This is a genomic window from Corynebacterium sp. AOP12-C2-36 (genome assembly GCF_052379185.1).
GTDB lineage: Bacteria > Actinomycetota > Actinomycetes > Mycobacteriales > Mycobacteriaceae > Corynebacterium.
The window spans coordinates 33,971-46,021 of record NZ_JBQSYJ010000013.1 but is presented as its reverse complement, the minus strand read 5'-3'; the positions used below and the strand labels follow the sequence as shown (position 1 = coordinate 46,021).

At 70.6% G+C, this 12,051-nt stretch carries 10 protein-coding genes; 1 reads left to right on the top strand and 9 read right to left on the bottom strand.

The window, feature by feature from the left end:
• Positions 1–13 precede the first annotated feature (13 nt).
• The 8 genes from ACT3UN_RS12050 to rsmI form a co-directional block, all read right to left on the bottom strand.
• Entirely contained in the window at positions 14–1,057 is a 1,044-nt protein-coding gene (locus ACT3UN_RS12050; protein ID WP_441582726.1) for a 4-(cytidine 5'-diphospho)-2-C-methyl-D-erythritol kinase, read from the bottom strand.
• The gene (gene rsmA / locus ACT3UN_RS12045; protein ID WP_301442726.1) at positions 1,054–1,965 is read right to left on the bottom strand and encodes a 16S rRNA (adenine(1518)-N(6)/adenine(1519)-N(6))-dimethyltransferase RsmA; all 912 of its coding nucleotides are present in this window, start codon (positions 1,963–1,965) and stop codon (positions 1,054–1,056) included. Before rsmA ends, ACT3UN_RS12050 begins: the two co-directional genes overlap by 4 nt.
• A 48-nt stretch (positions 1,966–2,013) precedes the next feature.
• Complete coding sequence (locus tag ACT3UN_RS12040; RefSeq protein ID WP_301442727.1) at positions 2,014–3,180, bottom strand: resuscitation-promoting factor; 1,167 nt, start codon at positions 3,178–3,180, stop codon at positions 2,014–2,016.
• A 193-nt stretch (positions 3,181–3,373) separates the two neighbouring features.
• Entirely contained in the window at positions 3,374–4,210 is an 837-nt protein-coding gene (locus tag ACT3UN_RS12035; protein ID WP_441582727.1) for a TatD family hydrolase, read from the bottom strand.
• 9 nt (positions 4,211–4,219) lie between these two features.
• The gene (locus ACT3UN_RS12030) at positions 4,220–4,891 is read right to left on the bottom strand and encodes a TenA family protein (RefSeq protein WP_444657188.1); all 672 of its coding nucleotides are present in this window, start codon (positions 4,889–4,891) and stop codon (positions 4,220–4,222) included.
• A gap of 3 nt (positions 4,892–4,894) precedes the next feature.
• Positions 4,895–6,736, bottom strand: a complete 1,842-nt coding sequence (gene metG, locus ACT3UN_RS12025; protein WP_444657187.1) for a methionine--tRNA ligase — start codon at positions 6,734–6,736, stop codon at positions 4,895–4,897.
• Positions 6,737–6,825: 89 nt separating this feature from the next.
• A complete protein-coding gene (locus ACT3UN_RS12020; protein WP_444657186.1) occupies positions 6,826–8,604 on the bottom strand; it encodes a BCCT family transporter in 1,779 nt (592 codons plus the stop codon).
• A 65-nt stretch (positions 8,605–8,669) separates the two neighbouring features.
• Complete coding sequence (rsmI, locus tag ACT3UN_RS12015; protein ID WP_444626752.1) at positions 8,670–9,596, bottom strand: 16S rRNA (cytidine(1402)-2'-O)-methyltransferase; 927 nt, start codon at positions 9,594–9,596, stop codon at positions 8,670–8,672.
• A gap of 62 nt (positions 9,597–9,658) precedes the next feature.
• Here rsmI and ACT3UN_RS12010 point away from each other — a divergent pair, with 62 nt between their 5' ends.
• On the top strand, positions 9,659–11,227 hold the full coding sequence (locus ACT3UN_RS12010; RefSeq protein ID WP_444657185.1) for a dolichyl-phosphate-mannose--protein mannosyltransferase: 1,569 nt from the start codon (positions 9,659–9,661) through the stop codon (positions 11,225–11,227).
• Here the strand turns inward: ACT3UN_RS12010 and ACT3UN_RS12005 are convergent.
• Positions 11,198–12,049, bottom strand: coding sequence for a zf-HC2 domain-containing protein (locus ACT3UN_RS12005; protein ID WP_444657184.1), 852 nt, complete (start codon positions 12,047–12,049; stop codon positions 11,198–11,200). The genes ACT3UN_RS12010 and ACT3UN_RS12005 overlap by 30 nt on opposite strands.
• Between the last annotated feature and the right edge of the window lie 2 nt (positions 12,050–12,051).

The following is a 12,051-nucleotide window of genomic DNA, read 5'->3' as shown; positions in this document are numbered from 1 at the left end:
CTCGGTGGGGGTGTTACGCCCCAGCTACGATACGCGCCCCGTGTCGGCAGGACGCCGCGGTGGTGGTCGCTACGGCACGGCCGCCGACGCCCTCCGCCGCCAGCGTGGACGCGACGTCGACCGCGTGGCCGCGGTCGCGGCACAGCATCGCCACCGTCGGCCCGGAACCGGACACCAGGCAGGCCAACGCTCCGGCGTCGCGTCCGGCGGCCAGCGTGCCACGCAGGTCCGGGCTGAGGCTGATCGCCGGGGCCTGCAGGTCGTTGACCACCGCGGAGTCGAGGTGACGGGCGAGTTCATCGACGTCCCCGGTGAGGATCGCGCGCTGAGCACCCTCGGGCCCCTCGGCGCGCAGGTCGGGACGCTCGCCGCGGGCTGAGGCCGCGCGCTGCTCGTCGAGCCGGGCGAAGACGTCCGCGGTCGACAGGCCGCGCGGATCCATCGCCAGCGCCCAGTGGTAGGTGCCGCGGGTGAGCACCGGCACCAGGACGTCCCCCCGGTTCTGGCCGAGGGCGGTGCCGCCGGTGAGGCAGAAGGGCACGTCGGCCCCGATGTCGGCGGCGAGCACCGCGAGGGTGTCGTCGTCCGGACGCGGTACGCGGTCGAAGCCGGGGCCATGCATGATCTCGCGGGTGGCGACCATCGCCGCCGCCGCGTCCGCCGAGCCGCCGGCCATGCCGCCGGCGACGGGTACACCCTTGTCGACCAGCACGTCCAGTACGGGGAAGGACGCCGCCGGCACGCCGGCGAGCCCGTCACGGTAGTGCTCCAGGACGCTCAGGACGCCGCGCACGGCGAGGTTGTCGGCCAGCTGATCGCCCACCGGCACCTTCGTGGCGTCGCGTCCGGTGACGGTGAAGGAGCCGATGAGCTCGGCCAGGTCGTCCGGCACACCCTCGTGGACGCCCGCCACGGTGAGCGTGACGGACTCGGTGAGGTCCAGGGCCTGGAAGACGGTGCGCAACTCGTGGTAGCCGTCGTCGCGGGCGTCACCGACGGCCAGGTGCAGGTTGACCTTGCCCTGGGCGGTGGCGGTGACGGAACGTCCGACCGTCATGAGTTCCTGCCCGCCAAGGACGCCACCGCCAGGTCCACGAAGGCTGCGGAGTCCAGCTTCTCCCCACGCTCGCGCGGGTCGATGCCCGCCCGGGTCAGCACCTCCTCGGCCGCCGGGCCGGAACCGAAGTAACCGGACAGCGCCGCGCGCAAGGTCTTGCGGCGCTGCAGGAAGGCGGCGTCGGTGACGGCGAAGACCTCGCGGCGCAGCGCGTCCTCCCCCAGTTCCTCCAGCTGCGCCTGCCACGGGCGGTCGGAGTCGTCCCAGCGGTCGACGCGCACCAGGCCCGAGTCGATCTTGGGCGCCGGCCAGAACACGTTCTTGCCGATCGTGCCGGCCTTGCGAACCCTGCCGTGGAAACCGGCCTTCACGCTGGGAACCCCGTAGACGCGGCTACCGGGGTCCGCGGCGAGACGGTCGGCGACCTCCAGCTGCACCATCACCAGCACCCGACGGATGCTGGGGAACACCTCCAGCAGGTGCAGCAGCACCGGCACGGAGACGTTGTAGGGCAGGTTGGCGACCAGCGCGGTGGGCTCGGCGATCTCCCCGCCGGTCAGGGTGAGCGCGTCGGCGGTGAGCACCGTGAGGTCGTCGGCACGCGAGGGTGCGAACTCGCCGACGGTCTGCTCCAGCCGTCCGGCCAGGCGCTTGTCGATCTCCACGGCGGTGACCTGTCCGACGGACTCCAGCAGCGCCAGGGTAAGCGACCCGAGCCCCGGGCCCACCTCCACGACATGGTCGTGCTCCCCCACCTCGGCGGCCGAGACGATCCGGCGGACCGTGTTCGGGTCGATGACGAAGTTCTGGCCCAGGCGCTTGGTCGGGGTGACGTCGAGCTCCGCCGCCAGCTCCCGGATGTCGCCGGGGCCGAGCAGTCGGACGCCCGTGCTGTTCTCATGTTCCACGGTTGACCAGGATAGCCCACGTGCCCGCCGGGAACCGGACCACCGCTGTTAGCTCAGCCCCATCTTGGAGGTGCAGGCCGGCCAGGCGCCCCAGCCCTGTGCCGCCTGGACCTTCTCGGCCACGGCGATCTGCTGCTCACGGGAGGCCATGTGCGCCTCGGGGGCGTACTCGGTGCCGCCGTAGGCTGCCCAGGTGGACGGGGTGAACTGCAGGCCGCCGGAGAAGCCATTGCCGGTGTTGGCCGACCAGTCGCCGGTGGCCTCGCACTGCACGAGCTCGTCCCAGACCGAACCGCCGGCCACCGCGGCAGCGGAGGCGGAGGAGCCGGAGGAGGCCTTCTTGGTGCCGCGGACCACGACGCGCTCGGTCGCGGGCTCCAGCTCGGTGCGGTCGACCACGTCGCGGCCGGTCTCGTCGCCGTTGGTGGTGGTGACCTTGAAGGTGACCTTCTCCAGGCCGGTGGAGCCCTCCTCGACGACCTCCTCCTCGCCCTCGGGCTTGTCCGGGTCTTCCTTGACCGTGACCGGCGGGTCGAAGGGACGCTCCTCGGTGACCTCGTCGGTGGTCACGCGGTGGACCTCGATGTGGGTGCCGGGGGTCAGCGGGGTGTCGGCGGACGGGGTGACGACGTCGTCCTCGCCGAGCGGGGTGCCGCGCAGCTCCAGGGCCTCGCCGACGGTGGCGGCGGCCAGGGACAGGCGCGCCGGCTCCTCGCCGGGGTTGCCGTCGTTGAGGGTGAAGTCGCGCGGCGTGGTGATGTTGAGTTCCATGCCGTCGACCGGGATCTGCGTGCCGGTGCCCTCGGACAGGGCGGCGGCGTTCTCCCCGTAGCCCAGCTCGGAGAGCAGGTCGGCGACGGTCAGGGAGGTGGTGTCCACGTCCTTGAGCTGGCCGTCCACGGTCACGGCGACCTGGCGTGCCGAGCGCACGGTCACGGTGCCGTTGTCCTCGACCTTCTCGTCGAGCCCCGGGGTGATCATGTCGCGGTCGGCGACGTCGACGTCGTTGTCCTCGAGCAGGCCGCGGATGTCCCCCGACATCGCACTTGCCTGCATGATCTCACCGTTGACGTCGAGGGTGACGTCCTTGTGGTTCGTGGCGACCACGGTGCCGCCGACGACGAGGACCGCCAGCATGCCGCCGGTCGCCGCGCGCAGCGGGACCGAGCTGGTGCTGTTGATGCGGTGCAGGGTGGACTTCTTCTTGGGGGACACGCGCTCTTCTACCTCCGGTGGCGTCGACCCTGCGGATCAGGGGCGGCGGTTCAGGCCATATCGAATAACGTTGGTCACGATACGGTAACGATTGGGTCACGATCAAGAAATCGCGGCTTCTCCCCCCGTTTCTGTCACCATGATCACACCCGCATGCCACTCCCGGCCCACAGGTCACACGGGCACCACCGTCTCAGATCCCGTACAACCGCCGTGCATTCGCCGTGGCCAACTCCCCGAGTTCCGCCGCGTCCATCCCCCGGGCCTCGGCCACGCACCGCGCGGTGTAGCCCACGTACGCCGGCTCGTTGCGGCTGCCCCGGTAGGGCTCCGGCATCATGTACGGCGCATCGGTCTCCACCAGCAGACGGTCCGACGGCACCAGCGCCGCCGCCTGCCGCAGCTCCTCGTTGCGCTTGAAGGTCACGTTGCCGCAGAAGCTCAGGTAGTAACCGCGCCCGACAGCCTCACGGGCCACCTCCAGCGGCGAGGAGAAGCAGTGCAGCATCACCGGCAGCTCCGCCGGGGCGTCCGCCAGCACCCGCATCAAGTCGCCGTCGGCCTCACGGTTGTGGATCATCAGCGGCTTGCCCACCTCCGCGGCCAGGTCCATGTGCCAGCGCAACGCCTCCTCCTGGACGTCCAGGGAGGCGGTGTTCCCCGGGTCGTGGGTGATCCAGTAGGTGTCCAGGCCGGTCTCCCCCACTGCCACGCACCGCGGGTCGGCCACCAGCTCGCGCAGGCGGTCGCGGACGTCCCCGGTCAGTTCGTCGGCCTTCGTCGGGTGCACCGCGCAGGCCGCCACCACGCGCTCGTCGGCGTGGGCAGCCTGCAGCGCCAGTTCCGCCTCGGCGATCCCGTCGCCGACGGTGCACACCCCGGCCACCCCGGTCGCCGCCGCGCGGTCCATCACCGCGCGCACCGCCGCGGCGTCCTGCTCACCGCAGGACGCCAGGTGCGTGTGCGCGTCGAACAGGGCCGGCAGGGCCTCCGGCGGGACGGGTGTGGGGCGGGGCTTACGTCGTGACATGCCCCCAGGCTAGCTGGCCGGCAGGGACTCCCCGAAGAAGGCCAGCTCCAGGTCCACCGTGCGTCCGAAGTACTCGCGGGCCGTCTGCGGGTCCGACTCCCCCACCCGGTCGACCTCGTCGCGCAGGAACGCCACCAGATCGTGGAAGTCGGGGTAGTCGTGCAGGCGCACCCATTCGGCGTGCACGTGGCGCTCCGGGCGACCGCCGGGTGCCAGGGCGGTGTTCTCCGGCCGCGTGGCCCAGTCCAGGTACAGCCACTCGCACACCACCAGCACGCTGACCACCGCGACATAACTGCCGGACGCCGCGGCGTCGGCGAACAGCCGGCGGAACCCCGCCGTCGCCGGACAGTCCGGCACCGCGGCCCCGCCCTCACCGTCCTGCGCGCCGAGCTCCGCCATCGCCTCGACGAAGTAGGTGTCCTCGTCGCCGGCGACCTCCCCGAGGAACTGGGCGAAGCGGCGACGGGCCGGGTAGTTGTCCGCCGTGGCCACCGCGGTGCCGAGCAACGCCATGAACCCGTCGGCGAAACGGTAGTCCTGGACCAGGTACTCCGCCATCCGCGCGTCCGGCAGCGTGCCGGCGAACAGCTCCCGGACGAAACGGTGGGTCACCGCGGCGTCCCAGGTGTCGGCGTGCTCGGCGCGGAGCCGGTCGGTGAAGCGGGTGCCGGAGGTCATGGCCTACTCCGCCGAGGCCTGGACCGAGGCCCAGGACGGGCCGGTCTCGGCGAGCTCGGGATCCAGCTTCGTGAACAGCGGGGACGGCTTCGCCAGCGGGGTACCCGCGGTGAGCGCCGTGCGTCCCCAGTGGGCCTTCTGGTCGTCGTAGTCGCCCATGATCACCGGGTAGCTGCGGCCCTCGGCCGGCAGACCCACACCCACCGGGGTGCGCGGCGAATCGTCGGTGACCTCCACGACCTTCGGCTGGGCGGCCCACACGCCGGTACCGCCGAGGGTCTCGAAGACCTGCTGCGCGGAGAACGGAAGGTACGGGGTCAGCAGCGTGTTCGCGTCCGAGACCACCTGCAGCGCGGTGTGCAGCACGGTGGCCAGGCGCTCACGCTGGGACTCGTCCTTCGCCAGCTTCCACGGCTCCTGGGCTGCGATGTACTGGTTGCCGCGGTCCACGATGCGCATCGCCTCGGCGATGCCCGCCTTGAACCGCGAGTGCTCCAGGCACTCGGCGACGGTGTCGAACGCCGAGGCGGCGTCCTCCAGCAGGTCGGTGTCCTCGGCGGAGAGCTCGCCGCCGGCGGGCACCTCGCCGAAGTTCTTGTGCGCCATCGACACCGTGCGGTTGACCAGGTTGCCCCAGCCGTTGGCCAGCTCGGTGTTGATGCGGCGCACGAACTCGTCCCAGGTGAAGTCCGTGTCCATGTTCTCCGGGCCGGCGACGGCGATGAAGTAGCGCAGCGCGTCCGGGCCGAACTCCTCCAGGAAGTCGCGCACGTAGATCACCACGCCCTTCGACGAGGAGAACTTCGAGCCGGACATCGTGAGGAACTCCGAGGAGACGACCTCGGTCGGCAGGTTGAGCTCGCCGAACTCGCCGGCCTCGCCGCCGTGGGCACCCTTGCCGGCGTAGCCGAGCAGCTCACCCGGCCAGATCTGGGAGTGGAAGGTGATGTTGTCCTTGCCCATGAAGTAGTAGGACAGGGCCTCCGGGTCCGACCACCACTCGCGCCACGCGTCCGGCTCACCGGAGCGCCAGGCCCACTCGATGGAGGCGGAGAGGTAGCCGACGACCGCGTCGAACCACACGTAGAGCTTCTTGGCGTTGTTGTCCTGCCAGCCCTCGATCGGCACCGGGACGCCCCAGTCGATGTCGCGGCTCATCGCGCGCGGACGCATGTCCTTGAGCAGGTTGAGGGAGAACTTCAGGACGTTGGGACGCCAGCCCTCACGGGTGGTCAGCCAGCCTTCGAGCGCCTCGGCGACGGCCGGGAGGTCGAGCATGAAGTGCTCGGTCTCCACGAAGTCCGGGGTCTCGCCGTTGATCTTGGAGCGCGGGTCGATGAGGTCGGCAGGGTCGAGCTGGTTGCCGCAGTTGTCGCACTGGTCGCCGCGGGCGTCCGTGGCGCCGCACAACGGGCAGGTGCCCTCGATGAACCGGTCCGGCAGGGTACGCCCGGTGGACGGGCTGATCGCCCCGGTGGTGGTCTGGCGCAGCATGTAGCCGTTGTCGTTCAGGCCACGGAAGAGTTCCTGGACCACCGCGTAGTGGTTGCGGGTGGTCGTGCGGGTGAACAGGTCGTAGGACAGGCCCAGACCGGCGAGGTCCTCCACGATGACGCGGTTGTAGCGGTCGGCCAGCTCCTGGACCCCCACGCCCTCCTTCTCCGCCTGCACGAGCAGCGGGGTGCCGTGCTCGTCGGTCCCGGAGACCATCAGCACCTTGTTCCCCGACATTCGCTGGAAACGGGCGAAGACGTCGGAGGGGACGCCGAACCCGGCGACGTGTCCGATGTGGCGGGGTCCATTGGCGTAGGGCCAGGCGACGGCGGTGAGGACGTGTTTCGACATGCGACCAGACTAAGCCATGGCACGACGAAGGCGCGCACCCGGGGACGGTTTCCCCTGGTGCGCGCCGGCGTGCGGAGTGCGGTCGGCGGCTACTTCGAGCCGGCCTTCTCCGCGGAGTCGCCGCGCTTGCCGCGACGCCGCTCACGGGCGGCACGTGCCTCGGCGGTCTCCTGGTGCCGGCGCTCGCGCGCCAGACGCAGGGCGAAGGCCCGCTTCTGCTTCTCGTCGAGGAACAGCGGGTCCTGCGACAGACCCTTGTAGATCGACAGGCACAGGAAGCAGATGAGGATCACGAACGGGCTGGCCGCGATGATCGTCACGGACTGCAGGCTGTTGAGGGCGTCGTCGCCACCGGACAGCAGCAGGACGACGGCGATCAGTGCGGTCAGCAGACCCCACAGCACGGTGACCTTGCGGTCGGCGACGAGCTTGCCGTTCTGGCTCATCGTGCCCATCACCGTGGAGGCGGAGTCCGCCGAGGTGATGAAGAACGTGGCGAGCAGGACCATGGCGATGATCGAGGAGACGGTGCCCAACGGCAGGTCGTGCAGCAGGTTGAACAGCATGTTCTCCGAGTTGCCGTCACCGTAGATCTCGGAACCAGCGTTCTCCTGGTGGATGGCGCTGCCACCGAAGATGGAGAACCAGACCACGGAGACCGCGGTGGGCACGAGCATCACCACGAGGATGAACTCACGCACGGTACGGCCGCGGGAGATGCGGGCGATGAAGGTACCGACGAAGGGCGACCAGGAGATCCACCACGCCCAGTAGAACAGGGTGTTGCCGGCGAGCCACTCGTCCATGCCCGGCGAGGTGTCCGCCGTGCGGGCGGCCATGCCGAAGAACTCCTGCAGGTAGTTGCCGAAGGCGGTGGGGATCGTGTTGGCGATGACCACGGTCGGGCCCACGATCAGGACGAAGAACGCCAGGATCGCGGCCATGACCATGTTGAAGTTCGAGACGTACTGGATGCCCTTGCCGACACCCGAGTAGGCCGAGATCAGGTAGCAGATGCCGAGCACACCGATGATCAGCAGCAGCCAGCCGGTGCCCGGGTCGTCCACGATGTCGGTGGCGTTCAGGCCGGAGGCGATCTGCAGCGCACCGAGGCCCAGGGAGGCGGCGGTACCGAAGACGGTGGCGAAGATCGACAGCACGTCGATCAGCTTGCCCAGCCAGCCCTCGGCACGGCGCACGCCGATCAGCGGGATGAACGCCGAGCTGAGCAGCTGCTTACGGCCCAGGCGGAAGGTGCCGTACGCGATGGCCAGGCCGACGATCGCGTAGATCGCCCACGGGTGCAGCGTCCAGTGGAACAGCGTGGTGGAGAAGGCCACCGGGTTGCTCTCGGTCGCCTCCCCGGGCACACCGTTGCGGTAGAAGTTCATCGGCTCGGCAACGCCGTAGAACATCAGGCCGATGCCCATGCCGGCGGCGAACATCATCGCGATCCAGCTGGCCGCGTTGAACTCGGGCCGCTCGTCGTCCTGGCCCAGCCGGATGTTGCCGAACTTGCTCAGGGCCACGTACAGGATGAAGAACACGAACACCGAGCCGGCGATGATGTACACCCAGCCGAAGTCGGTGACGATGAAGTCCAGCGCCGCGTCGGCGAAGGAGGAGAAGCTGTCCGGGGCGACCAGACCCCAGACCACGACCGCGAGCACGATCACCGCGGCGAAACCGGTGACGGTCTTGTCGACCTTCGCGTTCTCGTCCTCGGCAGGGGGCGGCAGCATGTCCTCGGTGGCGACAGGAGAGATCTTCTCCATGTTGAGACCGGGATCCGTGAACGGGGCACCGTCAGCGTCGGTGCCCGGGGGGCCGATATCCTCTGATTGTGGGTTCTCTTCTGAAACGGACATGCAGACCACTCTGCCATACTCCCCGGACACGGGGCCCGGTCACCCCGGAGGGTGTGTCCGCCCGGTCACACCTGGCGCGCCGCCAGGACCGCCTCGTAGAGCTCCCGACGCGACACCCCGTGCGCTGCGGAGACCTCGCGGCTGGCGTCCTTGAGACGCAGCCCCTGTGCCACCTTCTCCTCGACCTCGTCGACCAGGTCCTCCGGGGACTTGTCGGTGCCGCCGGCGGACGCGGAGATCACCACCGTGATCTCGCCCTTCACCCCGTCCGACGCCCACTGCGCCAGCTCACCCAACGGCCCGCGGACGACCTCCTCGAAGGTCTTCGTGAGCTCGCGGCACACCGCGGCCTCCCGGTCCGCGCCGCAGACCTCCGCCGCGGTGGCCAGCGTGGCCGCCAGACGGTGCGGTGACTCGAAGAAACTCACCGCCCGGGTCGAGTCGCGCACCGACTCCAGCCACTGGCGCCGCGCACCGTCCTTACGAGGGGCGAAACCGTCGAAGGCGAAGTGCCCCACACCCACCCCGGACAGGGCCAACGCGGTCGGCACCGCCGAGGGGCCGGGCAGGCACGTGACCGGCACCCCGGCGTCCTGCGCCGCCTGGACCAGCGGGAACCCCGGGTCGGAGACCGAGGGCATGCCCGCGTCCGTGACCACCAGGACCCGCGCCCCCGCGGCGGCACGCTCTACCAGTCCGGCGGCCCGGTCGGCCTCGTTGTGGTCGAAGTTGGAGACCACCTGACCGGTGATCTCCACGCCCAGGGCGTCCGCCAGTGCACGGGTCCGCCGGGTGTCCTCGGCGGCGACCACGTCGGCGCTGCCCAGGGCGTCGATCAGCCGGATGGACGCGTCCAACGGGTCGCCCAGCGGCGTCGCCGCCAGGATCACCCCACCGCCGGCGAGGGGACGCCGCCCGGCGGCGCGCTGCAGCACGGTGGTCACGGTGGTCACGGTGGTCACGGTCCGGGGGTCCGGGGTGTTCTCCTGCATGGTCACCAGAGCCTACCCGCCGGGGGCGGGACCCCGGGCCGCGACGTATAGGATTGCCCACTGTGACGCAGACTCCAGCCACCACCGCCACCGCCGCCGCACCGCGGCAGCGTCCCCAGCGGGGTCCCCGGCGCTGGTGGACGATCCTGGCGACCCTGGGCGTGCTGGGCCTGCTCAGCCGACTGCCGTGGCTGTCGCACCCCACCGACGACGGAACCCCCGTCTTCGACGAGAAGCACTACGTGCCGCAGTCGTGGCAGATCGTGCGCGGCGGCATCGAGGACAACCCCGGCTACGGGCTGATCGTGCACCCGCCCCTGGCCAAGCACCTCGAGGCACTCGGCATGGCCGTGTTCGGCAACAACCCGTGGGGCTGGCGCATCGTGGTGGCACTGCTGGCGGTCGGCGTGATCCTGCTGATCGCCGCCACCGCCCGCCGCCTCAGCGGCTCCGACTGGGTCGGCCTGTCCGCCGGCGTCCTGGCCCTGTGCGACGGCATCCTCTTCGTGACCGGACGTTCGGCGATGCTCGACCACTTCCAGGTGTTCTTCGTCGTCCTCGCCGTGTACCTGCTGCTGCGCGACCACGGCGAGATGGAGCGGCGCTTCCGCCGCGTCCTGGCCGAAGGACGCATCGGCGACCGTCCGCTGGGCCCGCGCCTGGGCTTCCGCTGGTGGCGCTTCGCCGCCGGCGTCGCCCTGGGTTGCGCCCTGGCGGTGAAGTGGTCGGGGCTGTACTACATGGCCTTCTTCGGGGTCACCGTGGTGGCGTTGGACTGGTGGCGTCGCCGTCGCTTCGGCGTGGAACGTCCCTTCCTCGGCACCGTGGGCCGCGACTGCCTCCCCGGCTTCGCTTCGATCGTGCTCGCACCGCTGGTGGTGTACCTGCTGTCCTGGCGGTCCTGGTTCGCCTCGGAGACCGGGGTCTTCCGCCACGAGGCCGAGGCCGGCAACGACCAGATCGCGTCCTGGGGACTGGACTTCCTGCCGGACACCTGGCTGAACTTCATCTACTACCACGTGTCCGTGCTGGGCTTCCACTCCGAACTGACCAACTCCAACGGCCACCACCACCCGTGGGAGTCCAAGCCGTGGGACTGGCTGGCGACCACCCGCGCCCTGCTCTACCACTCCTCCACCACCGCCGACGGGCACCGCGAGACCGTGCTGCTGATCGGCACGCCGGCGATGTGGTGGCTCTCCGTACCGGTGCTGCTGTGGGGCCTGTGGCGCCTGATCGGACGCCGCGACATGCGCTGGCTGGTGCCGGTCGTCGGCTACGCCGCCGGTTTCCTGCCGTGGCTGCTCAACGTGGACCGGCAGATGTACCTGTTCTACGCCACGAACCTGGCGCCCTTCCTCATCATCGGGCTGGCCCTGTGCCTGGGCCAGGTCTCCGGATGGTCGCTACGAAAGACGACGCGGGACGTGCCGGACGCCGCGGCGTCCGGCCAGGTGGGCGTCGTCGGCGAGCTGCGCGTCCTCGTCCTGGAGCGCACGGGCATGCTCGTCGCCGTGGCCTACCTGGTGCTGGTGGTGTGGATGTTCCTGTTCTTCCTGCCCATCTTCACCGGCATGCCGATCACCGACGAACAGTGGCAGCTACGGATTTGGCTGCCCGGCTGGACCTGAGTCGCCGGGGTCTCCCGGTCGCCAGCTGGAGTTCGCCTGCACGTCGTCCGGGCTGTAGCTGACCGGACGGGCCGACAGCCCGCGCAGGGACTGCCGCAGCGGGGCGACGGCGTGATTGCGCGACAACCACACCCCGATCAACGCCGCACACGCCGCCAGGTGCAGCAGCAGGCCGGCGACCATCGTCACGTCCACCGCACCGTCCAGCAGCCCCAGCACCACGTCGCGGGTGGCGAACCCCGCGCCGAACCCCCACAACGCCAGGAACACCGGCAGCAGGCCCGGCGCCGAGCGCGGCCGCGCCGCGCCCCACAGCAACCCGGCGGCGAGTGCGAGGCGCACCGCCGCAGCGTCCACCGACAACGAGGCCACGTCCGGGTCGCCGGCGTTGCCCACCTCCCCACCCGGACCGTCCGCCGCCCCGGCACCGGTGCCCGCGGCACCGGTGAGCAGCAGCACCGACCAGGCGATGTAGCACAGCGCCACGGCCACCATCGCCAGTCGGCTGAGCACCAACGGCAGTGAGCGGTTGCGCAGCCGGTGCGACAGCTGCGGCGTCTCGTCGGCCAGGCGCACCATCGACGCCGCCAGCTCGCTCGCCTCCCCCGGGGCGTCCTGCGCGGGGCCCGTCGAGGACGCCAGCGACATACGCAGCCGACGGTTCAGGTCACTCGCCGCGGCGAACCACTCACTGCAGTCCGTACAGGCGGAGAGGTGCGTCTCGATCATGTCGTCGTCCACGCCGGACGGCGCGTCCTCCCCGTCGAGTTCGGCGGACAGGGCCGCGCGCACCGCGGCGTGGACGTCGTAGGGATCCTCCACCG

Coding starts and splice junctions, on each gene's coding strand:
- rsmI (WP_444626752.1), bottom strand. CDS start 9,596: ATGCAGGAGAACACCCCGGACCCCCGGACCGTGACCACCGTGACCACC.
- ACT3UN_RS12020 (WP_444657186.1), bottom strand. CDS start 8,604: ATGTCCGTTTCAGAAGAGAACCCACAATCAGAGGATATCGGCCCCCCG.
- ACT3UN_RS12030 (WP_444657188.1), bottom strand. CDS start 4,891: ATGACCTCCGGCACCCGCTTCACCGACCGGCTCCGCGCCGAGCACGCC.
- ACT3UN_RS12050 (WP_441582726.1), bottom strand. CDS start 1,057: ATGACGGTCGGACGTTCCGTCACCGCCACCGCCCAGGGCAAGGTCAAC.
- metG (WP_444657187.1), bottom strand. CDS start 6,736: ATGTCGAAACACGTCCTCACCGCCGTCGCCTGGCCCTACGCCAATGGA.
- ACT3UN_RS12035 (WP_441582727.1), bottom strand. CDS start 4,210: ATGTCACGACGTAAGCCCCGCCCCACACCCGTCCCGCCGGAGGCCCTG.